The following is a 26,354-nucleotide window of genomic DNA, read 5'->3' on the forward strand; positions in this document are numbered from 1 at the left end:
ATCGGAGCGTTCCATGGAGGGTCTGAGCGAGCGCCAATACGCCGCCCGCGTCGGTCTCTCACGCGGAGCCATCCAGAAGGCCAAGGCAACGGGACGAGTGGTTCTGCATTCCGATGGCAGTATCGACGCGGAGGCGAGCGATGCGCTGCGTGCGCAGGCAACCGACCCGTCGAAAACCCGCAAAGCGCCGAAGCCGAAGCTCAAGCCTGTATCCGAGGCTGCCGTCTCGGCCGTGGGTGAAACGCTTCGCGAACAGGGAATGTCTGCCCCGCCGGTGGGTGGTGGCACCACGTTCCTGCAGGCCAAGACGGCGAACGAAGTGCTGAAGGCGCAGGAACGCCGCCTCCGGCTGCAGAAGCTAAAAGGCGAGTTGATCGACCGGGCCCGCGCGCTGTCGCTGGTGTTTCGGCTCGCGCGCCAGGAGCGGGACGTCTGGGTCAACTGGCCCGCGCGGGCAGCGGCGCTGATGGCTGCTGACCTCGGCGTTGAGCCCGCAGCAATGCAAAAGGTTCTGGAGAAACACGTCCGTGCCCAGCTCGACGACCTTGCCGAGGTCAAACCCGATCTCCGATGAGGATTTCGAGGGTGCGGCTGAAATCCTGCGCGCCTGGGGCGAAGGCCTCACCCCGGATCCGGACCTGACGGTTTCGCAATGGGCGGATCGGCACCGCATGCTTTCAGGCCGCGCGTCGGCTGAGCCCGGGCGGTATCGCACGGCGCGCACGCCTTACATGGGCGAAATCATGGACCGGCTGAGCCCAGGCGATCCCACCCAACGGATCGTCTTCATGAAGGCCGCGCAGGTCGGTGCCACGGAGGCCGGCAACAACTGGATCGGCTTTGCGATCCACCAGGCGCCGGGGCCGATGTTGGCGGTCCAGCCGACGGTGGAACTGGCCAAACGGAACTCGCGACAGCGGATCGATCCGTTGATCGACGAAAGCCCGGAACTGCGGGAGCGGGTCAAACCGGCGCGCTCGCGGGACGCGGGCAATACAATGCTGTCGAAGGAATTCGCGGGCGGCATCCTGATCATGACGGGGGCGAACTCGGCGGTCGGGCTGCGCTCGACCCCGGCGCGGTACATCTTCCTCGACGAGGTCGATGCCTATCCGGCCTCGGCCGACGAGGAAGGCGATCCGGTGACGCTGGCGGAAGCGCGCTCGCTGACTTTCGCGCACCGGCGCAAGGTGTTCCTGGTCTCGACCCCGACCATTCGGGGGATGAGCCGGATCGAACGGGACTACGAGGCCAGTGACCAACGCCGGTTCTTTGTGCCCTGTCCGCATTGCGGCGCGATGCAGTGGCTGAAATTCGAACGCCTGCGCTGGGAAAAGGGGCAGCCAGAGTTAGCGGAATATCACTGCGAGGGCTGCGACAAGCCCATCGCCGAACATCACAAGACGGCCATGCTTGAGGCTGGCGAATGGCGGGCGACCGCTACGGCGGCAGATCCCAACACTGTTGGCTACCACCTCTCGGCGCTCTATTCGCCCGTCGGTTGGCTGAGCTGGGAGCGGATCGTACGGGCCTGGGATGCGGCTCAAGGGTCGGATGAGGCCATCAAGGCGTTTCGGAACACGATCCTCGGCGAGACCTGGGTCGAGACCGGGGAAGCACCGGACTGGCAGCGGCTCTACGACCAGCGCGAACGCTGGAAACCGGGCGTTGTCCCGGCGGGCGGGTTGTTCCTGACCGCCGGTGCCGACGTCCAGAAAGACCGGATCGAGGTCGATGTCTGGGCCTGGGGGCGCGGACTGGAAAGCTGGCTGGTCGATCACATTGTCATCGAAGGCGGGCCGGACCGGCATCAGGCTTGGAGCGACCTGACGGCGCTGCTGAATCGCACATGGCCGCATGAACGCCGCGCGCATTTGAAGATCGCGCGGCTTGCCATCGACACCGGCTATGAGGCCCCGGCGGTCTACGGCTGGTCGCGGGCGCAAGGGTTCGCGCAGGTCGCGCCCGTGAAAGGCGTCGAAGGCTTCAACCGCGCGAGCCCGGTGTCCGGACCGACTTATGTGGACGCGACCGAGGGCGGCAAACGTCTGCGGCGTGGGGCACGCCTCTGGACCGTGGCGGTATCGACCTTCAAGGCCGAAACCTATCGGTTTCTGCGACTGGAACGGCCGACCGAGGAGGAACGCGCCAACGGCGCGGCGTTCTCACCCGGCACGGTGCATCTGCCGCATTGGGTCGAGAACGAGTGGCTGAAGCAGTTCGTGGCCGAACAGCTGGTCACCGTGCGCACCAAGCGCGGCTTCGCCCGACTTGAATGGCAGAAACTGCGCGAACGCAACGAGGCGCTGGACTGCCGCGTCTATGCCCGCGCAGCCGCCTGGATCGCCGGAGCGGATCGCTGGACGGACGAGAAATGGCGCGACCTTGAGGATCAGCTCGGGGTGGCCGATGTCTCCGCAGACCCCGCGGGGCAGATCAACAGGCAAGCGCAGACGTCGCAGGGCAAGCGCAAATCCGACTGGCTTGGACGGCGCGGAGGATGGTTTTGAGCATGACGAACTGGACGGAAACCGAGCTGTCGGCGCTGCGCCGAGCCTATGCCAGCGGCACGACACGGGTCAGCTATGACGGCAAATCCGTCGACTACGGCTCGGCAGAGGATCTGCTGGCGCGCATCCGCACCATCGAACGCGCTATCGCGGGGACGACACAGCCGCTGCCGATCGCCGGCCTCGCGGGCTTCTCGCGTGGAGATCGCTGATGTCAGCCAACTGGTTTGATCATGCGATTGCCACGGTGGCCCCGCGTACTGCGGCCCGCCGTGTCCTTGCCAGGCAGGCGTTTGAAACCCTGACGCGGGGCTACGATGGTGCCGCGAAGGGGCGGCGCACCGAAGGTTGGCGCGCGCCCGGCACCTCGGCCGACACTGAGGTCGGCGTGGCCGGGGCGCTCTTGCGGGACCGGATGCGCGATCTGGTGCGCAACAACCCGCATGCGGCGAAGGCCGTGGCGGTGCTGGTCAACAACATCGTCGGCGCGGGCATCATGCCGCGCGCGGCGAGCGGCAACGACAAGCTGGACCGCAAGGTCGATGCGCTCTTCGCGCAATGGTCGGACAGGGCCGATGCCGACGGCCAGCTCGACTTCTATGGTCTGCAAACGTTGATCTGTCGCGAGATGGTCGAGGCGGGCGAGGTCCTGGTGCGCCGCCGCCTGCGGCGCGCCAGCGACGGGCTGCCGGTGCCGCTGCAAGTGCAGGTGCTGGAGGCTGACTTCCTCGACGCCACGAAATCCGGCGTACTCGGCGGGGGACGGCTGGTTCAAGGGATCGAGTTCGACCCGGTCGGCAAGCGCCGGGCCTATTGGTTGCATACCGAGCATCCGGGCGATGCCTACGGCGCGCTGCAGAACGGCCTGCAGAGCCGTTCGGTCCCGGCGACCGAGATCGCCCACGTCTATGAAAAACAGCGCACGCAGGCGCGCGGCGTTCCATGGGGGGCACCGGTGATCCGCAGCTTGCGCGACCTTGACGACTACGAGGTGGCCGAACTGGTCCGCAAGAAGACCGAGGCCTGCGTCACGGCCATTGTTTTTGGCGACGATGAAGCCCAGCAGGGCATCGCGCCCTCCGTGGTGGATGCTGATGGCAACCGGGTCGAGCAATTCGAGCCGGGGCTGATCGCCTATGCCCGCGGCGGCAAAGACATCCGCTTCAACCAGCCCTCGGCCACAGGAGGCTATGCCGAGTACAAGCGGGCGAGCCTGCACACGATCTCGGCCGGGTTCCGGGTGCCCTATGAGCTGCTGACCGGGGACCTGTCCCAGGTCAACTATTCGTCGATCCGGGCGGGCCTCGTCGAGTTCCGCCGCCAGATCGACGCCGTGCAGTGGCAGCTCTTCATCCCGATGTTCTGCACCCCAGTCTGGCGCTGGTTCACGGAAGCCGCGTGGGCTGCGGGCCAGATACCGTCACCTGATGTACCGGTCGAATGGTCGCCCCCGAAGTTCGAGGCGGTCGATCCACAGAAGGACGCGATGGCGAACCTCTTGTCGATCCGCTCTGGCACCATGACGCTCGCGGAGGTGATCGCACGGCAGGGCCGCAACCCGGACGCCGTGCTGGCCGAAATCGCGGCCACGAACGCCAAACTCGATGACCTTGGGTTGGTGCTCGACAGCGACCCGCGCCGCGTCACCAAGACCGGCAGCGCCCAATCCAATAACGGGGTCGGCGATCCGGCCGCCGATGATCTGGATGCCGACAAGCCCGCCGCTGACACGGACACCGACTCGGCGCAGGCCGACCAACAGGATTGAGCAATATGGACACGATGATCGAAATCCCGGCCTTGCGCCGGATGGCGGAGCTTGCGCCGAACTCAGCCAATTCCGACGCCCGCACCGTTGAGGTGATCTGGTCGGCGGGCGCGCGGGTCCGCCGCTCGACCCTGTTCGGCGAGCCCTATGACGAGGAACTGAGCCTCGATCCGGACCATGTGCGGCTCGACCGTCTGAATGCGGGCGCGCCGTTTCTGAAGGTGCACGAGGTCGACACGCTGGATGCCGTGATCGGCTCGGTCGTACCGGGCTCGGCGCGGATCGAAAATGGCCGGGGCATCGCACAGGTCCGGATATCTGAGCGCGCCGATGTCGAACCGATCTGGCGTGACATCCAGGCCGGCCACATCCGCGCGGTCTCCATCGGCTACCAGGTCCATCGCTTTGAGGTCTCGAAACCCGAAGCGGCCCGCGAGCTTTGGCGCGCGGTGGACTGGACGCCCTTCGAGGTCTCCGCCGTGCCCGTTGGCGCGGATCCTGCTGCGGGCTTTCGCACGCAATCCCCCCTTCATGACTGCGTCCTCCATCGCCGGGACGTCCCATCCACCAACACAGGAGCCATCCCGATGACGGACAAATCCAATGATCCGGCGAACGACGCCGAAACCCAAGCGCAAAAGCCGGTCGAGCCGGTTGAAACCGAGGACACCACGATGACTGAACCGAAACCGGCTGCGGCAGAACCGATTGCCGCTGCCGTTGAGACCCGCGCGCAGCCACAATCGAAGAAGGCTGACACTGCCGCAGCACCCGACACCGAAGCGGTCGCGACCCGTGCGCGCGAAACCGAGCGTGATCGCGTCTCCACGATCTATGATCTGGCTGGACGTCTGAACCTCGAACGCAGCTTTGCCGAGGATCTGGTGAAACGCGGGACCGATATTGGCGAAGCCCGCCGTCTGATCCTCGATCAGGTGGCCGCCAAGTCCGAAGAAACCCGCACCTTCAGCCAGGTATCGATCCCTCTGGGCGGCCGCGATGAACAGGTCACCCGCCGCGACGCCGTCGCAAATGCGCTGCTGCACCGCTATAGCCCGACACTCTTTCAGCTGGAGGACGCCGCCCGCCAGTATCGCGGCATGACGCTCATAGAACTGGCCCGTGAAAGCCTCGGCAATGCTGGCGTGAACACACGCGGCCTGTCGCGCGACGAGGTTGCTACGCGCGCGCTGCATTCAACTTCCGATTTCCCCGAGATCCTTTCGGCGGTCACCAACAAGACCCTGCGGCAGGCCTACGAGGCCTATCCCCGAACGTTCATGCTGTTCTGCCGTCAGGTTCTGGCGACCGACTTCAAGGCCATGCACCGGGTCCAGCTCGGCGAAGCGCCGCAGCTGCTGGAGGTGAGCGAAAGCGGCGAGTTCAAGCGTGGCACGCTGGGTGAGAGCAAGGAGAGCTACAAGGTCAAAACCTATGGTCGGGTGGTCGCCATCACGCGCCAGACGCTGATCAACGACGATCTCGACGCCTTCACGCGCATCCCGGCGATGTACGGCAATTCCATCGCCCAGCTGGAGTCGGACGTGGTTTGGGGCATCATCACCGCAAACCCGGCGATGGCCGACGGCAACGCGCTCTTCCACAACAGCCATAAGAACCTTGCGGGCACCGGCGCAGCACTCGACGTGAGCAGCGTCGGCGCGGCCCGCGCCGCCATGGCCAAGCAGACCGGCCTCGACAAGAAGACCGTTCTGAATGTCCGTCCCGCCTTCCTGATCGTGCCCGCCTCACTGGAATTGAAGGCCGAGCAGCTGGTTGCGCAGAACCTTGTCCCCGCCGCGACGTCTAGCGTGGTGCCGCAGTCGATCCGCACACTTGCGCCGATCAGCGAGCCGCGCCTCGACGCCGCCAGCGAAACCGCCTGGTATCTTGCGGCCAGCCCGAACCAGATCGACACCATCGAATACGCCTATCTCGAGGGCCAGCAAGGCGCCTACATCGAGACCCGCAACGGCTTCGACGTCGACGGGGTCGAGATCAAGTGCCGCCTCGACTTCGGCGCCAAGGCGATCGACTGGCGCGGTCTCTACAAGAACCCGGGCGCATAACCGGGGTCATCCCTGACATCTCACCTCTGACGGGCGGTCCAATCGGGCCGCCCGTTCCTGTTTGCAAAGGAACGTGCACATGAAAAACTACGTCCAGCCCGGCAACACCATCACCCTGACCGCGCCCTATGCCGTGACCTCCGGCGACGGCTTGCTCGTCGGCTCCATCTTCGGCGTTGCCGCCGGGGATGCCGCCCTGAACGATCCCGTTGAGGCCGCCCTGACCGGCGTATTCGACCTCACCAAGGTTGGCTCGCAGGCCTGGACCGTTGGCGCCAAGGTCTATTGGGACGACACCAACAAGCGCACCACAAGCGTGGCCACATCGAACACTTTGATCGGCGTGGCCACCGAAGCTGTTGCTGGCGGAGCCGGTGACACCATCGGCCGGGTGCGCCTGAACGCGAGCTTCTGATGACGGCGTTTGCCGCCATCGTTGATGCACTGTTCTCAGATCCCAACATCGGGCGTGAGGCGGTCTACACCTCCGATGGTGGTGCGCCCGTTCTGGTGCGCGTCGTCTCGCGGCAGGCTGATGCAATCACCGACTTTGGCGACGCCCGGCTCTGGTCTGAAACAACCCGGATCGACCTTCGCGTCGCCGAGGTGGCGAACCCACGCCCCGGCGATCGCGTGGAGATCGACGGCGAGGCCTTTCTCATTCAGGGCGAGCCTGTCCGTGACCGAGAGCGGCTGGTCTGGACCGTGGACCTGCGCCCGGCATGAAGCTGAAGCTCGACATCACGCCCGATCTTGTCGCCGCCATGGAGGCCGAGGTGAAGGCGGGCGAGAAGGCCGTCACCGCTGCGATGCGCGAGGCAGGGACCGGGTTGAAGTCTTCGTGGCGGACGCAGATCACCGGCGCGGGGCTCGGGCGACGGCTTGCCAACTCGATCCGCAATCAAACTTTTCCGCGCGCAGGCGAAAGCCTCGATGCAGCGGCGCTGGTCTGGTCGAAAGCACCGGTCATCGTGGGCGCCCACGACACTGGTCCGATGATCCGCTCGAAAGAAGGCTTCTACCTCGCGATCCCGACGGAAGCCGCAGGACGAGGCCTGCGTGGTCGCCGGATCACCCCGGGCGAATGGGAGCGGCGGCGCGGCCTGCGCCTGCGGTTCGTCTATCGCCGCCGAGGTCCGAGCCTGCTCGTAGCTGACAGAGCTCGCATCAACAAGCGCGGTAAGGCTGTGGCCTCGCGCGCGAAGACCGGCCGAAACCAAGTCACCGCTCCGATCTTCCTGCTGGTCCCGCAGGTCAAGCTGCACAAGCGGCTTGATCTCGACCGCGATGCTGACCAAGCGTTGGACAGCGTGCCGGGGTTGATCGTCGCGAACTGGGTGGGGCAAAAGCTATATTAGAGAAGGGTCATTGACGATTTTCGGCTACTACGTCAACTCTCTCGAAAGCTGGCTTAATTCCTATCTCAAGAATATCGTACAGCCCGCTTGAGTTTGTACGCTGGGCCTCTTTTTGCAGCCAATCTATCCAAGAGACCGGTTTTGTTGCAGAAAGGCCGCCTGAGGCGTGAGTGTCCCTTTCCCGTTCGGGTTCAGGCCACGCGGACCACCTCGGCGGTGCCGAGCGCGTTGAAGCGATTGATAAGGGCGACACGGATGTGGATTTCGGCGGTCTGGCGGTCTGGGTCTCTCGCGGCGATGCGCTCGCCGAAGGCCTTCAGGCATCGCATCTTGGCCTCCACGCGGCTTCGGGCGTGGTATCCGGTCCACCGCTTCCAAAACGCCCGACCGTAGTGACGCGTGGCGCGCAGGGTTTCGTTGCGTGCCTTGGCAGCCGGACAGTCCTCCTTCCAAGCCCGACCGTTCCTTCGGATGGGTATGATTGCCGTGCCACCGCGTGCGATGACGGCGCCGTGGCAGCGGCGGGTGTCGTAGGCGCCGTCCGCGGTCACGGTGCCGATGTCTTCGTCTTCGGGGATCTGGCCCAACAGGTCCGGCAGGACGGGGCTGTCGCCTTCCCGGCTGTGGGTGAACTCGACGGCCAGGATATCCGAGGTGGCGGTGTCCATCGCCAGATGCACCTTGCGCCATTGGCGGCGACCCTGAATGCCATGCTTCCGGGCCTGCCACTCGCCATCGCCGAGGAACTTGATGCCGGTGCTATCAACCAGCAGGTTCAGTGGCCCGCCAGCACGGCGATAGGGGATCTGAACCTTCAAGGTCTTCTGCCTACGGCACAGGGTCGAGTAGTCCGGAACGGGCCAGTCCAGCCCCGCGAGTCGCAGCAGACTGGCGACCATCCCGGCAGTCTGTCTGAGCGGCAACTTGAACAGAACCTTGATCGATAGGCAGAACTGTATCGCGGCATTCGAAAAGACCGGGGGGCGCCCCGGGCGTCCCTCATGCGGCGCGTGCCAGGTCATCTCCTTGTCCAGCCAGATCAGCAGCGACCCGCGCTTCCTGAGCGCATCGTTGTAGGTGGACCAGTTCGTCGTGCGGTAGCGGGCGGGCTTGGGCTTGCTCATGCTGCTCGTCTAAGCGCATGAATTCCCGATGTGAATCCTTTACGGCTAGAGTTCTGCAACAACGCCCTGCCACGGGCAAACACGTCTGCCATGCCGTCGACAGCCTGACGCTTCCAAGCGCTTACCTGGTTCGGATGAACCTGATGCCGCGCAGCAGTCTCCTGGATCGTCTTGTCGCCTCGCAGCGCCTCGAGCGCGACCTTTGCCTTGAACTGATCCGTGAACTTCCGGCGTTTCGCTATTTCGTATCCCTCCAAAGGTTCGGGATACACCTTAGCTACCTGTCCGATTTCCTGGGACCACTTCAAGCAGAATGAGCATTTCCGCAAGCTCTGCATTTTCTCATGGATACCTGTGATTATCTTTCCGTGCTGACCGGCGGGCTGGCGGCGTGCCTCTTGGTGCTGCATCCACGGGCTTACGGTCTGGCCGACGTTCCCGCCGCGTTCATCCGGCCCTTCCGGCCCTGGTGAGCTGACCCCGCCCTTGCAAAACGCGCGCCATGGCTTTAGGGGGACGGCTTCCGACACGTGGGCCGGCCGATGTGGCATGCCGAGTCCGCGGTGAACCGAACCCCGGAAGGAGACGGAAATGCCCAAGATGAAGACCAAGTCGAGCGCCAAGAAGCGCTTCAAGGTGACCGCGACCGGAAAGGTCATGGGCGGTCAAGCCGGCAAGCGGCACGGGATGATCAAGCGGTCGAACAAGTTCATCCGCGACGCCCGCGGAACCCAGGTGCTGAGCGAGCCCGATCAGAAGCTCGCCAAGACCTACATGCCCTACGCCCGCTAAGGAGGCCTGATCCATGTCACGCGTCAAAGGCGGCACCGTCACCCACGCCCGCCACAAGAAGATCGTAAAGGCCGCGAAGGGCTACTATGGCCGTCGCAAGAACGCCTTCCGTACGGCCACCCAGGCCGTCGACAAGGCCAACCAGTACGCCACCCGCGACCGCAAGAACCGCAAGCGCAATTTTCGCGCCCTGTGGATCCAGCGGATCAACGCCGGTGTCCGCGCCCATGATGAGAGCCTGACCTATTCACGCTTCATCAACGGACTGACGCTTGCGGGCATAGAGGTCGACCGCAAGGTGCTGGCCGATCTCGCCGTGCATGAGCCAGAGGCATTCAAGGCGATCGTCGAGCAGGCCAGGGGCGCGCTACCGGCCTGACGCCGAGCGCACCCGAAGTCCTGCCGGGGCCGTCCCTCGGTGGACGGCCCTTTGTATTTGCGCCTTGCGATGCCGGACGGGGATCGCCGAAACCGGCGCATATCGGCTCGTCTATCCCGGGCGTGCGGCTGCCCGGCCCGCGCCAGTGCGTCGTCCAGCGGATGTCCCGACAGGTCGGACTGGCATCTATGCGGTCACCGCGCTGTCGCTTTCGACGGTCAGGCCGCGGCGCGAGTTTTACGCACCGGCATATGCACGGTGCGATCCGGCACGCCTGTCGGGCTGCAGCGGATCGCGGGCAGCTTGACGCTAGGTCTCTGACTCTTCCGCGGGTTCGCGGCCCCAGAACACGCCCTTGGTGCCCTCGCCCGCGCGTTCGAGCAGCGCATAGAGGGCAGGGATGATAAGGATGCCCAGGAACGTCGCTGCCGCCATCCCGCCCAGGGCCGCGGCGCCGATGGCGTTGCGGGACGCCGCCCCTGCACCGGTCGCCATCACCAGCGGCATCATTCCGAACACGAAGGCCAGCGCGGTCATCAGCACGGCGCGGAACCGCTGGCGCGCGCCCAGGATCGCGGCCTCCGTGATCGCCATCCCCTCCGCGTGCCTTTCCCTAGCAAATTCGACGATCAGGATCGCGTTCTTGGCCGCCAGCCCGACCAGCATCACCATGCCGATCTGCGCATAGAGATTCGCGGTGAAGCCGAAGACCAGCAGCGTCGCCGCCGCACCCGCCATGGCCACGAGCACCGACAGCATCACCGCCAGCGGTTGCAGCCAGCTTTCGAACTGTCCGACAAGGAAGAGATAGGCGAAGACGAAGGCGGCGAGCAGCGCGTAGATGGCCGTGCTGCCCACTTGCTGCTCCTGGTACGACGCGCCGGAAAACTGGTATGTGTAGCCGTCGGGAAGGGTTTCGTTCGCGACCTCCTCCAGCGCGGCGAGCGCGGCGCCGGTGGACGACCCCGGTGCCGGGTTGCCGGAGACGGACGCGGCGGTGAACAGGTTGAACCGCGGCAGGATGTAGGGCCCGAACTCCGTCCGGAGATCCACCAGATCATCCAGCCGGACCTGGCCGCCCGTCGCTGTGGTCACGTAGAGATCGGTGATGTTCTCTGGCTCCGAGCGGTATTCGGCATCGGCCTGGATGCGCACCTGATAGACGCGCCCCTGATAGACGAACTGGTTGACGAAGCCTGCCCCCAGCGTCTGGCCGAGCGTCTGGTAGATATCTGCGACGGAAAGGCCAAGCTGGGCCGCGCGGTCGCGGTTGACCTCCACGAAGATGCGCGGAACGCTGGCGGCAAAGCTGGTCCGCGCGCCGGCGATCTCCGGCCGCGCGTTGGCGGCCTGCACGAACGAGCGCGCGACCTGGGCGACCTCGCTCGCATCCTGGCCTTCGGTCGCCAGAAGCTCGAACGAGAACCCGCCGACAGAGCCGGTGCCGGGAATGGATGGCGGCGGAAAGGCCGCGATCTGCACACCCGGAATGGTCTGGAACTGTCCGTTCAACCGGCCGAGCAGGGCGAAGACGCTGGGCCGCTCCCCCCATGGCTTGAGCGTGGCGATGGCGATCCCGACGGATGAGCGCGATCCGCCGAGAAAGCTGAAGCCGACGACCTCGATCACCTCGTCCACGCCCTCCGTGCCTTCGATGATCGCGCCGATCTCCGCCATCGCGCGTTCGGTCCGCTCCAGCGACGCGCCGTCCGGCAAGGAGATGTCCACGAAGAGAGCGCCCTGATCCTCCGGCGGCACCAGTTCGCCCGGAAGCGACGTATAGGCCCAGGCCGCGATCCCCACCGCGACGGCAAGGGCCGCCAGTGCCAGGATCCCTCTGGTCACGAAGAAGCCCACGATGCGGCCGTAGCCGGTGCGCGCCTTGTCGAGCGTCCAGTTGAACGGCCGGAAGATCCGCGATGGCGTCCCGCCCGCCTGCAGCAGCCACCCGCAGAGCGCCGGCGTCAGGGTCAGGGCCACGATGGAGGACAGGACGACGGCGCTGGACAGGGTCAGCCCGAACTGGCGGTAGAGCTGGCCCGACAGACCCGGCAGCAAGGTCGTCGGAATGAACACCGCCAGCAGCACCAGCGTGGTCGACACGATCGGTCCCTGGATCTCTGCCATGGCCTGTTCCACGGCCTCGCGGCCGCGCAGATCCGTCTCGTCCATGATGCGGCGGGCGTTCTCCACCACAAGGATCGCGTCGTCCACGACAAGCCCGATGGACAGGATCAGCGCCAGAAGCGTGATGACGTTGATCGAGAAGCCGACCGCCAGCAGGACCGCGAAGGTGCCGATCAGCGATACCGGGATCGCGATCAGCGGGATGACGGTCGACCGGATCCCCTGCAGGAAGACGAAGACCACCACCACGATGATCGCCGCCGCGATCAGCAGGGTGCGGATGATCTCCTCGATGGTGACACGGATGAATTCGGTGGTGTCGTAGACGACGTTGAAGTCCAGCCCGTCGGGAAAGGTGGATTTCAGCGTCGAGAGTTCGTCGCGCACCTGCTGCATGGTTTCCAGCCCGTTCGCGCCGGGCGCCTGGTTCACCTGTACGGTAATCGCCGGCAGATCGCCGAGATACGCTGTCGACGAATAGTCCTCTGACCCCAATTCTACCCGCGCCACGTCGCTCAGGCGCACCAGCCCGCCCGTGTTCCCGGCGCGCAGGACGATATCCTCGAAATCCGCCACGTCCGAAAGCCGGCCCGTGGATGTCACGGTATAGACCAGCGACTGGCCTTCGACGGCGGGCGGGGCGCCGACCTGTCCCAGGGCGGCGGCAAGGTTTTCTGACCGGATCGCGGTGGCGATATCCTGGGCAGAGATATTCAGCGCGCTCATCTTGTCGGGATCGGTCCAGACCCGCAGCGCGTAGTTCGACGGGCCCAGAACCGACGCGTTGCCCACGCCGTCGATCCGCTGCAGCGCGGTGGTCACGTTGGTGGAGATGTAGCTGGCCGCCTCGATCACGGTCAGGCCGCTGTCCTGGCTCACCGGAAAGGCGATCGCGGCCAGGAAACTGGGCGACTGGCTGGAGACGCTCACCCCCTGCTCGACCACCGATGTCGGCAGCTGCGAGGTCGCCAGCTGCACGCGGTTGCTGACGTTGACCTGCGCGATGTCTGGGTCGGTGCCGATCGCGAAGGTGATCGACAGTGAATAGGTGCCCTGATTCGAGGATGACGATGACATGTAGATCATGCCCTCGACCCCGTTGATCGCGCGCTCCAGCGGCGCGCCCACCGTTTCGGCCAGAACTGTCGAATCCGCTCCGGGATAGGCGGCCGACACCTGTATCGTCGGCGGAGAAATCTCCGGATACTGGGTGATCGGAAGCGCGAAGATCGAAATCACGCCGGCGATCGCCAGCACCAGGGAGATCACGGCGGCCAGGCGGGGACGCCGGATGAATGCACGCGAGATCATTGCGTGGATGCGCCCGGCGCGTCGCTCGCGCGGCGTGGATCGACTTTCGCGGCATCCTGCAGATTCATCGTGCCGCGGACGATCACCCGCTCGCCGCCGGACAGTCCTTCGGTCACGGCGACCTCTCCGGGCTGGCCGCTTGGCCGGACCGAGATGGGGACGCGCGCCACGGTATCGTCCTCCTTCACGACCCAGACCGCGCGCCCGTCGCGGCCCAGCTGGACGGCGGCCTGGGGGATGACCGGGAATTCCGGCGGATCGGCCTCGGTGACGCGCAGGGTGACATTCTGGTTCGGCAAAAGCAGGCCGTCGGGATTTGGAAACTCCACCCGCACATCGACGGTCCCGGTCGCGGGATCGACCGAAGAGCCGATGAAGGACAACGACCCCGTGTCGTCATAGACAGATCCGTCCGGAAGCAGCAGGCTGAGCCTGTACCCGTCGCCAGAGACGCGCTGCCCTGCGGCAGGTTCGCCCCCGTTGTCGTTGGTGTCGTCGGCTGCGGCCGCGCCCGGTTCACCGCCGATCCCCAATCGCTGCCATTCGATCAGGCGTGTCTCACCCAGTGCGAAGACGCCCCAGATCGGGTCCATCTGCGTCAGTTCCGCGATCTCGCCGGTCGTGGAGTCGACGAAATTACCGCGGGTCTGGAGCGGCGCCGACATCCGGCCCGAAATCGGCGCGGCGATCGTGGTGTAGGCAAGATCGAGCTCGGCCTGCCGGACGGCGGCCTCGGCCTGCGAAAGCGTGCCAGACGCGGATTCGAACGCGGCCGTCGCCTCATCTAGGCTGGCGACGCTGACGGTACCGCTCTCGCGCAGTTCCTGCGCCCGCTCCAGGCTGCGCTGCGCTGCGGTCAGCTGCGCGCGCGCGCTCTCTGCGCTGGCCTTCGCCGACTGAAGCTCTGCCTCGTACCGCGTGGCTTCGATCTCGAACAGGACGTCCCCCTCTGCGACGGTCTGCCCGCCGGAGAAGGCCACGCGCTCGATGAAGCCCGGCACGCGCGTCTGCACCCCGACCACTTCGATCGGCGCGATGCGTCCCAGGAAGTCGAAGGTCTCGGCCACCGCGCGGGTTTCCGCCGGGGTCCAGACGACCGCCGGGGGCGGCTGCTCACCCTGGCCGGGGCCTGCCTGGCCCTCGTCGCCGCCAAGGCCCAGCATCGCCGCGATGAAGCCGGGCACCGGAACCTCGCCGATCAGCGGAATATCCACGGTCGGCGGACCGGAGTCCTGAGGCGGCCCGGCCTGACCGTCGCCGCTGCCCTGCTGCGCAACAAGGCCCATGGGGAATACCGAGAGCGTCGCGGCGAGCGCGAGGCCAAGAAGCCGGACCCTCGGATTGTCGTACGTCTTACGCAAGATGTCGTTTTTCCTTCTGCTCCGCCGGGCGGCGTTGTGGCCGTGATAGGGGGTTTGGGACGTCTCGGACAGGGCGAAGCTGCGCGTGACACTCGCGGGGGGCGTAGCGGCGCCCCACCGGCGATAGCCGCCCGTCGGTCCGGATCGCGCATCCGCCCGGGCTGAAAAGGGTGCGATGCGTGTGACCTTACCAAGAGGGCGGGGGCGATGTCCGGCGTCCAGTCCGGATGCGCCGCAAGGCGCGGAGGGTGCCGGGAGACCGGACATCGAATGCGTCCGATGGATTGTCGCGAACCGGAGAACGCGGCCGCTCCTCGCAACGCACGTTCCCACCGCCGCGTCGGTCGTATCCGGATGCGGGGCGCCGCGCGCGATCCGACCTGCGCCGTTCATATCCTCGTGCCCCGACTCGGCTGGTGGAAGGGTGGCGGGACACCTATGGGGAGAAGTCATCAATCTGCGCATCGTATGGGCATTTCGTCGTCCATCCAGGGGCGCGCATCCGTCGCAGCCCGATGATCCGCGATGCGGGCGATCTCGTCGCTGCGGCAAGAGGTCCGCGCAGCCGACCGGACCCTGTCCGCCGGCGACGCGCCGCTTATGCATCCTTGTGACCATCATTGTCTTCGCGGCGGCGTCTTCGACCCGTCGCGCTTGCAGAGGCGCGCAGGACAGCGATCCTGGCGTAGGCGATCACCCTCACGCTGCCGGGACGCAGGACGCGTCCCGGCCCCTCCGCACATACGGGTATCAGCCGGTCGGCCTTGCCATTTCCCGGTCGGTGCCGTTTCGTCGCCCCATGCATGAGCCTCTTGTCTTCGACGGGCATAACGATCTTCTGACCCGCCTCCACATGGCGGGCGGCATCGCCGCGCTCGGCACCGTGGAGCGGCCCGGTCACGGCGCCATCGACCGCGCCGGCGCCACGCTGGGCGGGTTCGGCGGCGGGTTCTTCGCGGTCTGGGTGCCCTCCCTCGTGGATCTTGCGGCGAAGATGGCGGCGATGCAGGGCGACAGCTACGACATGCCGCTGCCAGCCATGATCGGAGCGCGGGAGGCGGGCGGGACCGTCGCGGCCCAGATCGAGATCCTGGAGGCGCTGGAGAATGCGGGCCATGTCACGATCTGCCGCGACACGGACGCGCTGCGAAGCGCGTTCGGCGGCGATACCCTGGCAGCGATCCTGCATCTGGAAGGCGCCGAGGCGATCGGACCCGACCTGGGCGAATTGCAGGCCCTCCACGACCGCGGGCTCCGCTCGCTCGGGCCGGTCTGGAGCCGCGAGACGATCTTCGGCCACGGGGTGCCGTTCCGCTTTCCGTCCTCCCCCGACACGGGCCCCGGGCTGACGGAGGCGGGCGCGCGGCTGGTCTCGGTCTGCGACCGGATGGGGATCATGCTCGACCTCAGCCACCTGAACGAGGCCGGGTTCCGGGACGTGGCGCGGCTGTCCTCCCGGCCCCTGGTGGCGACTCACTCGGGCGCCCACGCGGTGTCGCCCCACTCCCGCAACCTCACCGACCGGCAGCTCGACGCCATCGCCGAAAGCGACGGGATGGTGGGCCTGAACTTCGCCTGCGCGTTCCTTCGGCCGGACGGAAAGATGCGCGCGGATGTGGGCATGGAGGTGCTGATCCGCCATCTCGACCACCTGATCGGCCGGTTGGGAGAGGATCGCGTGGGGCTGGGTTCCGACTATGACGGGGCGCTGGTGCCGAAAGAGCTGACCACCGTGGCCGGGCTGCCGGTGCTGCGCCGCGCCATGGAGGCGCACGGATTCGGGTCGGAGCTGATCGCCAAGATCTGCCACGGCAACTGGTTCCGGGTGCTGGAGAAAAGCTGGGCCTAGTCGTCGTCCACCACAGGCTCCTGCCAGTCCACCGATACGCCGTCCAGTTCCTCTTGGATCGCGATATGGGTCATGGCCACGTCGCGTGCCGCGCCGTGCCAGTGGCGCTCGCCGGGGGCGAACCAGACGACGTCGCCGGGGCGGATTTCGTGGATGCCGCCGCCCGCCCGCTGCACCCGGCCGATCCCTTGGGTCACGATCAGCGTCTGGCCGAGCGGATGGGTGTGCCAGGCGGTGCGGGCGCCGGGCTCGAACGTCACCGACAGGGCGATGGCGCGGGCCGGCGCCTCCGGCCGGTGCAGCGGGTCGAGCCGCACCCAGCCGGTAAAATACGCCGCTGGGCCGGGGCGGGATGCCTGCGTGCCGGCGCGGGTGATCTTCATGGCGTGTCCCCCTGCAGAGATGCCCCGAGGTTTTCCAGCATGTCGAGGCATAGGCCAAGCTGCGTCCGGGACACGTATTCGTCGGCCTTGTGGGCCTGGTCGATGGAGCCGGGGCCGCACACCACCGCCGCGCAGCCGAGCGACTGGAACAGCCCCGCCTCCGTTCCGAAGGACACCGTGGCCGCGCCGTTGTCGCCGGTCAGCGCGGCGACGATTTCCCGCGCTTCGTTGTCGGTGACGGGCTCAAGCCCGGCCACGTCGCCCACGGTCAGGGTCTCGATATTCGCGCTTTGGTGGACGTCTCTCATGGCCGGAAGCAGCGTCTCGTTGCAGAAATCGCGCATCGCGCGGATCGCGTGGTCCTTGTCGGCGGCGTTGATCGGGCGCAGCTCCCAATCGACGCTTGCCAGTCCTGCGATGACGTTGCGTGCGACACCGCCGGTCATGCGGCCCACCTGGACCGTGCTGTGGGGCGGGTCGAACGGGCTGTCGGCGGGGGCGCGGGCCGTCAGCTCATGGCGCAGTTCGAGCAGCCGGACGATGAACCGGCCGGCGTATTCCGTGGCCGAGACGCCGCGTTCCGGGGCGGAGCCGTGGCCTTCCAGCCCGTGAAAGGTGGTGGTGTATTCGCAGCAGCCCTTGTGCGCGTCGATGATCTTCATCGAGGTCGGCTCACCGATGATCGCCGCGGCGGGGCGCAGCCCCTCGCGCCGGAGGAGCGCCACCAGATCCTGCGCGCCGAGGCAGCCGACCTCCTCATCGTGGGTCAGCGCGAAATGGAGCGGCCGGGTCAGGCGCCCGGTAAAGAGCGGCGCGGAGGCGAGCGCGCAAGCCAGAAACCCTTTCATGTCGCAGGCGCCGCGGGCATAGAGCAGATCGCCCGCATCGCGCAGGACGAACGGATCGGATGTCCAGCCGGTCTCCTCTGCCGGAACAACGTCCGTGTGGCCCGACAGGACGATGCCGCCGTCTCCGTCCGGCCCGAAGGTCGCAAAGAGGTTGGCCTTGCCGCTTTCGGGCGCTTCCAGGACCCGGACGCGCCCGCCCAGCGCCTTCAGCCGGTCGGCATACCAGGCGATCAGCTCGATATTGGGACGCGACGAAACGGTAGCGAAGGCAACCATGCGCGACAGATGCTCCTGCGCCTCATCCAGGCGGCTCATGGCTTGACCACCAGTTCGCGCGGGTAGTCGCAGAGGCATTCGGCAGCGGCGCCGTCGCGGATCAGGATGGTCTCGGTGATTTCCAGGCCCCAGTCCTCCATCCAGAGGGCGGGCATGAAATGAAAGGTCATGCCCGGCCGCAGCACCGTCTGATCCATCGCACGGATCGAAACCGTATGCTCGCCCCAGTCGGGCGGATAGGACAGGCCAACCGCATAGCCCGCACGGCCCTGCCGGTCGATGCCGTGGCGCTTGAGCACCGATGTCAGGGCGATGGCGATGTCGGCGGCGCGGTTGCCGGGGCGCGCGGCGGAGAGCCCTGCCTCGATCGCCTCGATCAACGCGGTTTCGGTCCGGCGGACGGTGTCGGAGGGCGTACCCAGATAGACCGTCCGGCAGAACGGCGCGTGGTAGCGCCGGTGGCAGCCGGCCAGTTCGAAGAACGTCGCCTCGTCGCGCTGGAATGGCCGCCCGTCCCAGGTCAGATGCGCGGCGGATGCGTCCGGACCCGAAGGGAGCAGCGGCACGATGGCGGGATAGTCGCCCCAGGCGTCGTCGGTGCCGCGGATGGCGTCGCGGTAGATCTCGGCCACCAGGTCGTTCTTTGGCAGGCCGGGCTCCACCCGGTCCATGATGCCGCGGATCATCTTGGTGGAGATCCCAGCGGCCTTGCGCATGACCGCGATCTCTTCGTCGGATTTCACCAGCCGCTGCCAGTTCACCGTATTCGTGGCGTCGGGGAACACCGCCTGCGGAAGCTCGGCGCAGAGAACCTCGAACGCGCGGGCGGTGAAATAGTAATTCTCCTTTTCCACGCCGATCCGCGCCCGCTCCAGCCCGCGGTCCGCCATCAGGCGGGCGAGGGTCTGCATCGGATGGCGCTCGTCCGACTGGATGTAATCGTCGGCGTAGTCGACGATGTCGTCGGAACCCATCCAGACCGTGCGCCGCGCGCCGAAACCGTCCATGCGGCGGCCCCACCAGACCGGATCGGCGTCCGGCAGGATCAGGACGCCCTGATGGACATAAAAGGACCAGCCGTCGTAGCCGGTGATCCAGTTCATGTTCGACGGGTTCGTGACGAAGAGGGCGTCCAGCCCATCCGTGCCCATGGCCTGCCGGACGAGGGCGAGGCGGCGCTGGAACTCCGCGGCGGAAAAGGACTGGGACATGGGGCGTTCTCTTGTGACCGACCACCGAAGGGAAGGCCAGTCGCCCGCCGCCGTCAAGGGCGGGGGTTTCGCGGGCGGTGCGGTCGCGGTAGACGCGGCGGGACACACCCCAATCCGGAGGTTTCCATGGCCCGTGTTCTGCACAACGACCAGCTTGACCAGTGGGACCGGGACAATCTGCTGCACCCGTCGACGCATCTGGCCCAGCACGCCCGCGGCGAAACGCCGGGCCGCGTGATCCGCACCGCGTCCGGCGTCAGGATCGAGGACCGCGACGGGCAGCGCTGGCTCGACGGGTTCGCCGGGCTCTACTGCGTGAACGTGGGCTACGGGCGGTCAGAGATCGCGGATGCCATCGCCGAACAGGCGCGTGAGCTGGCCTATTACCACGCCTATGTGGGCCATGGCACGGAGGCGTCGATCACCCTGGCCAAGATGGTCATGGACCGCGCGCCGGACCACATGTCCAAGGTCTATTTCGGGCTCTCCGGGTCGGACGCGAACGAGACCAACATCAAGCTGGTCTGGTACTACAACAACATCCTTGGCCGGCCGGAGAAGAAAAAGATCATTTCGCGCTGGCGGGGCTATCACGGGTCGGGCGTGATGACCGGATCGCTGACCGGATTGCCGCTGTTCCACGAGAAGTTCGACCTGCCCATGGCGCCGGTGCTGCACACCACCGCGCCCTACTACTACCGCCGCGACGACCTTTCCCAGTCCGAAGCCGCGTTCACCGCCCAATGCGCCGCCGACCTGGAGGAGATGATCGCGCGCGAGGGCGCCGACACCATCGCCGCCTTCTGGGCCGAGCCTGTGCTGGGCACGGGCGGTATCGTGCCCCCGCCCGCGGGTTACTGGAAGGCGATCCAGCCGATCCTGCGCAAGCACGACATCCTGCTGGTGGCCGATGAGGTCGTGACCGGGTTCGGCCGGCTGGGAAGCATGTTCGGGTCCGACCATTACGGATTGGAGCCGGATTTCATAACCATCGCCAAGGGCCTGACCTCTGCCTATGCGCCGCTCTCGGGGTCCATCGTATCGGACAAGGTCTGGAAGGTGTTGGAGAAGGGCACGGATGAGAACGGCCCCATCGGCCACGGCTGGACCTACGCGGCCCATCCCATCGGCGCCGCGGCGGGGGTTGCGAACCTGAAGCTTCTGGACAGCCTCAAGCTGGTGGAGAACGCGGGAACCGTGGGCGCCTATCTTGTCGAACGGATGCGCGACGCGCTCGGCGACCACCCCCATGTGGGCGAGATCCGGGGCGAGGGGATGCTCTGCGCTCTGGAGTTCGTTCAGGACCGGGACCGGCGGCGCTTCTACGATCCGGCCGACAAGATCGGCGCCAGGGTCGTGTCCAAGCTGGCCGAGAGCCACGTGATCGGCCGCGCCATGCCGGGCGGCGACATTCTGGGCTATGCCCCGCCCTTCAGCCTGACGACCCAAGAGGCAGATGAGATCGTGGCGGCCACCGTCAAGGCCGTGCGCGCGGCGGGTCTGTGACCGGGGGCGTCATCCGTTTGCGTCCCAGGAACACCACGGCGCAGACGACCATGAGCAGCATGGACACCAGGAACGGCGCGCCGGGCAGATAGACCGCGGTGGATTCGGCCGTTGCCACCCAGAAGACCTGACTCATCACCGCCGGGCTGACGATCATCGCAAGCGCCCCGGCGCTGGTCAGAAGCCCCTGCAACCCGCCCTGGGCGTTATCCGGTATGGCGCGCGACATCATCGCCTGAAGCGCCGGGATGACGACCGCGCCCAGGGCCGCCAGCGGCGTCAGGATCAGCGCCAGTGTGCCTGAGCTGACCATCGCCAGGGCCAGAAACGCGGCGGCATTGAAGAGGATCCCGTAGAGCACGGTCTTCCGGTCGCCCAGCCAGGCCAGGACGTAGCGGATCAGCCAGCCCTGCACGATGGCAAGCGAGATGCCGAAGAGCCCCAGCGACAGGCCGATGGTCCTGGGGCCCCAGTCGAATCGCTCCTGCGCGTAATAGGCCCAGATCGCCGGATAGACGAAGAACGCGGTCTGGTAGAGGAAGAACATGAAGGTCAGCCGCCCGACGCGTTCCTTGCGGCCCAGATCCAGAAGCGCGCCCAGCGGGTTGGCCCGTTTCCATGAGAACGGGCGGCGGATGCGGTCGGTCACCGTTTCGGGAAGAACCATGACCCCAAGAAGCATGTTGGCCGTAGCCAGGGCCGCGGCGGCCCAGAAAGGCGCGCGCGTTCCCAGTTCCGCCAGCAGGCCGCCCATCAGCGGCCCCAGGACGAACCCCAGTCCGAAGGCTGCGCCGACCAGCCCGAACCGCGCCGCCTTTTCCTCGGGTGAGGAGATGTCGGCGATGAAGGCCGTGGCGACCGAGCGGGTGGAGGCCGCGATGCCGCCGATGATCCGGCCGAAGAGCAGGACCCAGACATTCATCGCGACGGCGATCACCACGTAGTCCAGCGCCATGATGGTCAGCGTGATAAGAAGCACCGGTCTGCGTCCGAAACGGTCGGACAGGGTTCCCAGCAGCGGTCCGCAAAGAAACTGCATCACCGCGTAGGCGGTCGAGAAGATCCCGCCCCACAAAGCGGCCTGCGCGAGCGTGCCGCCTTCGATGTCGCGGATCAGCTGCGGCATCACCGGGATCACCAGTCCGATCCCCATGGCATCGATCATCAGCGTTGTCAGGATGAACAGCAGGGGCAGGCGCGCGCGCATCGGGTCTCCGGTCCTGTTCGCGCCCATATGCGGCGGGGGCGCGGCCGGGTCAACTTGGACAAGGCCGAAAGGGGCGCGCCTGCGGTCCTTATGTCGCGGCGATGGCGGCCAGGCGGCGGGCCAGGTCCTCGGGCGCGGCGAAGAACGGAGAGTGCGACGTGGGCATTCGCTGGATGTTCCCGGCCGGGATGCCTTCGGCCATCAGCGCCTGGAAACCGACGGGGACCGCGCGATCGTCCTCGCAGAGAATGGCATGTCGCTCGACGCGCGGCGTGGCGGGATCGAGCGGCGTGCGCTGCGGCGCAAGAGGCTGCGGCGTCAGATGCGCGCGGGCATGTTCCAGCGTACCCGAAGGGCAATCGTGGTAGAAGAGGTCCAGCTGCCGGTCGGGCGCGAAGCTGAAGGCCACGCGGTCCGCATCGGGGACGATGGCCGGAAGCAGCGGCTGTTCCGGCCAGAGATGGCGCATGTCGGCAAGGCTCTTGCCTGGCTGGGGTATGTAGGCGCAGAGATAGACCAGCCGCGCGATCTTTTCCGGCGCGCGGAGGGCCGCGGCGGTGATCGGAAAGCCGCCCATGGAGTGTCCGACAAGCGTCACCGGCGCGTCGATGGCCGCCAGGATCGCGTCGGCATATCCGTCCAGGGTCACCCGGTCGCGGGGGGTCTGGTCGGCGCCGTGGCCCGGCAGGTCGATCGCGCGGGCCGGCTGGCCCATGGCGCCCAGGGCGGCCAGGGTTTCGTCCCAGCACCAGGCGCCGTGGCAGGATCCGTGGATCAGGAGAAGCTCAGACATGATTGATCCTGTCAAGGAACCGGTTGAGTGCGTCTGCATAGGCCGCGGGCTGTTCCAGGAACGGCAGGTGGCCCGCACGCCGGATCAGGGCGAAATCGGCCCCCGGGATCAGGGCGGCGGTCTCGCGGACCATATCGGGCGGGGTGGAGTCGTCCTCATCCCCCGCGATGGCCAGGGCAGGCAGGCGCAGGGTTGCCGTGGCGGCCATCAGATCGGTGCCGGAGATGGCCGCGGAGCATCCCGTGTAGCCATCCACGGGCGTGCGGGTGAACATATGGCGATAGGCGATGTGGTCCGGGCCGTCGCGGTAGTGGCGCGCGAACCAGCGGGCCACGGTGGCGTCCGCCTGGGCCGCCAGACCGCCGGTGCGGACGCTTTCGATCCGATCGTCCCAGAGCGCGGGCGTGCCGATCTTGGCGCCCGTGTTCGACAGGACCAGACCGCGCACCAGATCCAGCCGTTTCACCGCCAGGGCCTGCGCCGTCATGCCGCCCAGGGAGATCCCGACCAGGACCGTGTCCCGCAGGTCCAGATGGTCGCAGAGCCGCTCCAGGTCGGTCACCAGCGCGCCCATGGCGTAGGGCGGCGGCGGCGCGTCCGAAAGGCCGTGGCCGCGGGTGTCGTAGCGGACGATGCGCAGGCCGGCGCGGAGATGGGGCAGCAGGCTGTCCCACAGATGCAGGTCTGTCCCGAGCGAATTGGAAAAGACCACCGCGGGGCCGTCGCGCGGACCTTCGTCGCGATAGTGCAGGTGGATGCCGTTCAGATGGGCGACAGGCATGGGTTCAGATCCTACATGTGCGAGTCATGCGAGCCTCTCCAGCGCGCGGGAAAAGGTCCGGGGGTCGACGTTGCCGCCCGAGGCGATCACGGTCACGGCGTCGCCCTCGATCAGGTCGCGGCGAAACAGGGCCGCGGCCAGGGCGACCGCGCCGCCGGGCTCGCACACCAGCTTGAGCCGCAGGAACGCCAGCGCGACCGCATGCATCGCCTCGTCGTCGCTGACCGACAGGCCGGGTCCTGCGCGGTCTTTCAGGATCGGAAAGGTCAGATCTCCGGGCGCCGGGGTCAGGATGGCATCGCAAACAGAGCCGCCCACGGCCGCGTTACGCTCGATCCGGCCGGAGGAGAGCGAGCGGGCCATGTCGTCGAATCCCTCCGGCTCGACCGTGCGGACGCGGAGCGCCGGGCGCTCGGCCTCCAGCGCCAGGGCGATCCCGGCGCTGAGCCCACCGCCGCCGCAGCAGACCAGCACATCGCCGGAAACGTCGCCGGGAAGCTGGCGGGCCAGTTCCAGCCCCACGGTGCCCTGGCCCGCGATGACCTCCGGGTCGTCATAGGGGCGGACCAGCGCCAGGCCGCGTTCCCGCGCCAGGGCGGCGCCGATCTCCTCGCGGTTCTCGCCGCGCGCGCGGTCGTAGAGCACGACCTCGGCCCCCAGGGCGCGCGTGTTGGCGATCTTGAGCGCGGGCGCGTCCAGCGGCATGACGATCACCGCCGGCATGTCCAGCCGCTCCGCGGCCATGGCGACGCCCTGGGCGTGGTTGCCAGAGGAATAGGCCAGCACGCCGCGCGTGCCCTTGGGCAGGGCGGTCAGCGCCGACCACGCGCCGCGGAACTTGAAGCTGCCGGCCCTTTGCAGCGGTTCCGCCTTTACGTGGACGCGCCGGCCGGCGAGATCGTCCAGGAACGGCGAGGTCAGGATAGGCGTGATCCGCGCATGTCCGTTCAGCCGTTCGGCCGCCGCATGGATTTGCTCGACGGTCACATCAGCGCCCGCCAGCGCGCGATGGCGTCTAGCGCCCGGGGCTCGTCCAGGAACGGAACATGGCCGCGGTCGGGCACTTCGGCCGCGACCATGTCGGGACGGCGGGCCTGCATCTCGGCGAAGGTGGCGGGCGACAGCAGGTCGGAGTTCGCGCCCCGGATGCAGGCCAGCGGCAGGCCGCCCAGCGCATCGAAGGCCGGCCAGAGATCGGCGGCAGGCTCCGCGCCGCCGGCGCGCACCGTCTCGGCCAGGGCCGGATCGTAGTTGATCACCAGCCCCTCGTCGGTCTCCTCGTAGTGTTTTTCGACCTCCTGCCGCCAGCGGCTTTCGGGGACGTTGGCGAATCCGGCCATCAGGTTGGCGCGGACGGCAACGGCCTCGGCATGGGTTTTCTGCGCCGGGTTGCGCCCGATATAGCCCATGATCACGTCCAGCCCCTCCGGCGCGATTTCCGGGCCGATGTCGTTGAGGCAGGCTCCCGCCAGCCGGTCCTTGGCCATCGCGGCCAGGATCATGGCGATCAGCCCGCCCCGGGAGGTGCCGATTACCGCAGCACGCCCCAACCCCAGATGATCCAGAAGTTCCACCGCGTCCCGCGCCTCCACCGGAACGGTGTAGCTGGCCGGATCGCCCCAGTCCGACCGTCCCCGGCCCCGGTAGTCGAGCGCGATCATCCGCGCGTCGTCCAGATGCGGCGCGAGGTAGTCGAAATCGGTCGAGTTGCGGGTGAGACCCGACAGGCACAGGATCGGCTGGCCCTCGCCCCGGTCCTGATAGTGCAGGCGCAGGCCGTCGGAGGTGGTGAAATCAGGCACGGGCGATCTCCGGGATGGGGGTCAGGTCGGCAAGGACGTGGTGCGGGGCTGCGGGAAGGCGGTCCATGGGCTTGCCGGCGCGGTTCACCCATGCGGTGTCGAAGCCGTATCCCGCGGCGGCGCAGACGTCCCAGCCGTTGGAGGACACGAACAGCACCTCCGACGATGCGATGCCGAAACGCGCGTCCACCATGTCATAGACCTGCGCCGCGGGCTTGAAGACGCCCACCGTCTCCACCGACAGCACCGCATCCAGCGTGCCTGACAGCCCGGCGGACGCCACGGCGCCGTCGAGCATGGCGGGCGATCCGTTCGACAGGATCGCGGTCTGCAGGCCGGCGGACTTCAGGGCGGTCAGCGTGGCGGGCGCTTCGGGAAAGGCGGACAGCTGCCAATAGAGCGACAACAGGCGCTGGCGCAGATCCGCATCGCCGGCAAGATCGTGCGCCTCAAGCGCCCAGTCGAGCCCGTCCTGGGTTACGCCCCAGAAGTCCCGATGCGTGCCCATGATCGCCCGGAGCCAAGAGTATTCCAGTTGTTTCGCGCGCCAGTCCCGCGACAGGTCCTGCCAGCAGCCCGCCAGCGCATCCCGGCCCGGCTCGTCTGCCGCGGCGCGCGCGGCGGCGTCCACGTCGAAAAGCGTGCCGTACGCGTCGAACACACACAGTCTGATGGTCATCCGCCCCTCCGCTACCGGGTCTTCGTGACATGGCGAACATGGCTCGGCAAGGGCCGGGGTTGCGTGCGCTGACGCGGGAACGTCCGTCGCGCGGATCCCGAAACCGGCGCGTTCCCCGGCAAAACGGGTCACGCGGGGTTTACAACCGGGGTTCTGTTTCCCACGTCGGACCGGAGCCGGGGAGACCGACGCAGATGCCTGCGGTGTCCCCGAAACCACT

The 26,354-nt window shown here is 67.2% G+C and carries 25 protein-coding genes; 12 read left to right on the plus strand and 13 right to left on the minus strand.

Annotated features, from left to right (window positions below):
* Window positions 1-13: 13 nt before the first annotated feature.
* The 8 genes from KW83_RS04670 to KW83_RS04705 all read left to right on the plus strand — a co-directional run bounded on the left by KW83_RS04670 (window position 14) and on the right by KW83_RS04705 (window position 7,705).
* On the plus strand, window positions 14-574 hold the full coding sequence (locus KW83_RS04670) for a hypothetical protein (RefSeq protein ID WP_036175366.1): 561 nt from the start codon (window positions 14-16) through the stop codon (window positions 572-574).
* A complete protein-coding gene (locus KW83_RS04675) occupies window positions 528-2,510 on the plus strand; it encodes a phage terminase large subunit family protein (protein ID WP_327203957.1) in 1,983 nt (660 codons plus the stop codon). Before KW83_RS04670 ends, KW83_RS04675 begins: the two co-directional genes overlap by 47 nt.
* Before the next feature lie 2 nt (window positions 2,511-2,512).
* Window positions 2,513-2,722, plus strand: coding sequence for a phage head-tail joining protein (locus KW83_RS04680; RefSeq protein WP_036175369.1), 210 nt, complete (start codon window positions 2,513-2,515; stop codon window positions 2,720-2,722).
* Window positions 2,722-4,278 (plus strand): phage portal protein, encoded by a 1,557-nt coding sequence (locus tag KW83_RS04685; protein ID WP_036175370.1) that lies wholly within the window; start codon window positions 2,722-2,724, stop codon window positions 4,276-4,278. Before KW83_RS04680 ends, KW83_RS04685 begins: the two co-directional genes overlap by 1 nt.
* A 5-nt stretch (window positions 4,279-4,283) precedes the next feature.
* The gene (locus KW83_RS04690; RefSeq protein WP_036175373.1) at window positions 4,284-6,347 is read left to right on the plus strand and encodes a prohead protease/major capsid protein fusion protein; all 2,064 of its coding nucleotides are present in this window, start codon (window positions 4,284-4,286) and stop codon (window positions 6,345-6,347) included.
* A 79-nt stretch (window positions 6,348-6,426) separates the two neighbouring features.
* Window positions 6,427-6,762 (plus strand): DUF2190 family protein, encoded by a 336-nt coding sequence (locus KW83_RS04695; RefSeq protein ID WP_036175375.1) that lies wholly within the window; start codon window positions 6,427-6,429, stop codon window positions 6,760-6,762.
* Window positions 6,762-7,073 (plus strand): head-tail joining protein, encoded by a 312-nt coding sequence (locus KW83_RS04700; RefSeq protein WP_036175377.1) that lies wholly within the window; start codon window positions 6,762-6,764, stop codon window positions 7,071-7,073. Before KW83_RS04695 ends, KW83_RS04700 begins: the two co-directional genes overlap by 1 nt.
* A complete protein-coding gene (locus KW83_RS04705; protein ID WP_036175379.1) occupies window positions 7,070-7,705 on the plus strand; it encodes a DUF6441 family protein in 636 nt (211 codons plus the stop codon). The genes KW83_RS04700 and KW83_RS04705 overlap by 4 nt, the downstream gene beginning before the upstream one ends.
* 191 nt (window positions 7,706-7,896) lie before the next feature.
* Here KW83_RS04705 and KW83_RS04710 read toward each other — a convergent pair whose 3' ends face one another.
* Both KW83_RS04710 and KW83_RS21365 read right to left on the minus strand, forming a co-directional pair.
* Window positions 7,897-8,829 (minus strand): IS5 family transposase, encoded by a 933-nt coding sequence (locus KW83_RS04710; RefSeq protein WP_036173704.1) that lies wholly within the window; start codon window positions 8,827-8,829, stop codon window positions 7,897-7,899.
* A complete protein-coding gene (locus KW83_RS21365) occupies window positions 8,826-9,239 on the minus strand; it encodes a transposase (protein ID WP_161785454.1) in 414 nt (137 codons plus the stop codon). The genes KW83_RS04710 and KW83_RS21365 overlap by 4 nt, the downstream gene beginning before the upstream one ends.
* A 181-nt stretch (window positions 9,240-9,420) precedes the next feature.
* On the opposite strand from KW83_RS21365, the gene rpmI reads away from it, so the two are divergent.
* Window positions 9,421-9,621 (plus strand): 50S ribosomal protein L35, encoded by a 201-nt coding sequence (gene rpmI, locus KW83_RS04715; RefSeq protein ID WP_036175381.1) that lies wholly within the window; start codon window positions 9,421-9,423, stop codon window positions 9,619-9,621.
* Between the two features lie 13 nt (window positions 9,622-9,634).
* Entirely contained in the window at window positions 9,635-10,000 is a 366-nt protein-coding gene (gene rplT, locus KW83_RS04720; RefSeq protein WP_036175383.1) for a 50S ribosomal protein L20, read from the plus strand.
* A gap of 309 nt (window positions 10,001-10,309) precedes the next feature.
* Here the strand turns inward: rplT and KW83_RS04725 are convergent, their stop codons facing one another.
* Window positions 10,310-13,438, minus strand: coding sequence for an efflux RND transporter permease subunit (locus tag KW83_RS04725; RefSeq protein WP_036175386.1), 3,129 nt, complete (start codon window positions 13,436-13,438; stop codon window positions 10,310-10,312).
* Complete coding sequence (locus KW83_RS04730; protein WP_051928268.1) at window positions 13,435-14,799, minus strand: efflux RND transporter periplasmic adaptor subunit; 1,365 nt, start codon at window positions 14,797-14,799, stop codon at window positions 13,435-13,437. The genes KW83_RS04725 and KW83_RS04730 overlap by 4 nt, the downstream gene beginning before the upstream one ends.
* A gap of 799 nt (window positions 14,800-15,598) precedes the next feature.
* Here KW83_RS04730 and KW83_RS04735 point away from each other — a divergent pair.
* Window positions 15,599-16,648: a dipeptidase gene (locus KW83_RS04735; protein ID WP_036175389.1), complete on the plus strand. Its 1,050-nt coding sequence runs from the start codon at window positions 15,599-15,601 to the stop codon at window positions 16,646-16,648.
* Here KW83_RS04735 and KW83_RS04740 read toward each other — a convergent pair.
* The 3 genes from KW83_RS04740 to KW83_RS04750 are packed head-to-tail and all read right to left on the minus strand — an operon-like array spanning window position 16,645 to window position 19,366.
* Window positions 16,645-17,031, minus strand: coding sequence for a (R)-mandelonitrile lyase (locus KW83_RS04740; RefSeq protein ID WP_036175391.1), 387 nt, complete (start codon window positions 17,029-17,031; stop codon window positions 16,645-16,647). The two genes, KW83_RS04735 and KW83_RS04740, sit on opposite strands and share 4 nt — an antisense overlap.
* Window positions 17,028-18,194 carry an acetylornithine deacetylase gene (argE, locus tag KW83_RS04745; RefSeq protein WP_036175393.1) on the minus strand — a complete coding sequence of 389 codons (1,167 nt, stop codon included), beginning with the start codon at window positions 18,192-18,194 and terminating at the stop codon, window positions 17,028-17,030. Before argE ends, KW83_RS04740 begins: the two co-directional genes overlap by 4 nt.
* Window positions 18,191-19,366 (minus strand): M24 family metallopeptidase, encoded by a 1,176-nt coding sequence (locus tag KW83_RS04750; RefSeq protein ID WP_036175395.1) that lies wholly within the window; start codon window positions 19,364-19,366, stop codon window positions 18,191-18,193. The genes argE and KW83_RS04750 overlap by 4 nt, the downstream gene beginning before the upstream one ends.
* Window positions 19,367-19,492: 126 nt before the next feature.
* Here KW83_RS04750 and KW83_RS04755 point away from each other — a divergent pair, with 126 nt between their 5' ends.
* The gene (locus KW83_RS04755) at window positions 19,493-20,872 is read left to right on the plus strand and encodes an aspartate aminotransferase family protein (RefSeq protein ID WP_036175397.1); all 1,380 of its coding nucleotides are present in this window, start codon (window positions 19,493-19,495) and stop codon (window positions 20,870-20,872) included.
* On the opposite strand, the gene KW83_RS04760 is transcribed toward KW83_RS04755, so the two are convergent.
* The 6 genes from KW83_RS04760 to KW83_RS04785 all read right to left on the minus strand — a co-directional run bounded on the left by KW83_RS04760 (window position 20,844) and on the right by KW83_RS04785 (window position 26,134).
* Window positions 20,844-22,079 carry a TCR/Tet family MFS transporter gene (locus KW83_RS04760; RefSeq protein WP_036175399.1) on the minus strand — a complete coding sequence of 412 codons (1,236 nt, stop codon included), beginning with the start codon at window positions 22,077-22,079 and terminating at the stop codon, window positions 20,844-20,846. The two genes, KW83_RS04755 and KW83_RS04760, sit on opposite strands and share 29 nt — an antisense overlap.
* Window positions 22,080-22,167: 88 nt before the next feature.
* Window positions 22,168-22,872, minus strand: a complete 705-nt coding sequence (locus KW83_RS04765; protein WP_036175401.1) for an alpha/beta fold hydrolase — start codon at window positions 22,870-22,872, stop codon at window positions 22,168-22,170.
* Window positions 22,865-23,653 carry a 3-oxoadipate enol-lactonase gene (gene pcaD / locus KW83_RS04770; protein ID WP_036175403.1) on the minus strand — a complete coding sequence of 263 codons (789 nt, stop codon included), beginning with the start codon at window positions 23,651-23,653 and terminating at the stop codon, window positions 22,865-22,867. The genes KW83_RS04765 and pcaD overlap by 8 nt, the downstream gene beginning before the upstream one ends.
* A 24-nt stretch (window positions 23,654-23,677) precedes the next feature.
* Window positions 23,678-24,640: a threonine ammonia-lyase gene (locus KW83_RS04775; protein ID WP_036175406.1), complete on the minus strand. Its 963-nt coding sequence runs from the start codon at window positions 24,638-24,640 to the stop codon at window positions 23,678-23,680.
* Window positions 24,637-25,455, minus strand: coding sequence for an alpha/beta fold hydrolase (locus KW83_RS04780; RefSeq protein WP_036175409.1), 819 nt, complete (start codon window positions 25,453-25,455; stop codon window positions 24,637-24,639). The genes KW83_RS04775 and KW83_RS04780 overlap by 4 nt, the downstream gene beginning before the upstream one ends.
* Window positions 25,448-26,134: a haloacid dehalogenase type II gene (locus KW83_RS04785; protein WP_036175412.1), complete on the minus strand. Its 687-nt coding sequence runs from the start codon at window positions 26,132-26,134 to the stop codon at window positions 25,448-25,450. The genes KW83_RS04780 and KW83_RS04785 overlap by 8 nt, the downstream gene beginning before the upstream one ends.
* Window positions 26,135-26,354: the final 220 nt, after the last annotated feature.

Source organism: Palleronia rufa, from assembly GCF_000743715.1.
GTDB classification, from domain to species: Bacteria; Pseudomonadota; Alphaproteobacteria; order Rhodobacterales; family Rhodobacteraceae; genus Palleronia; species Palleronia rufa.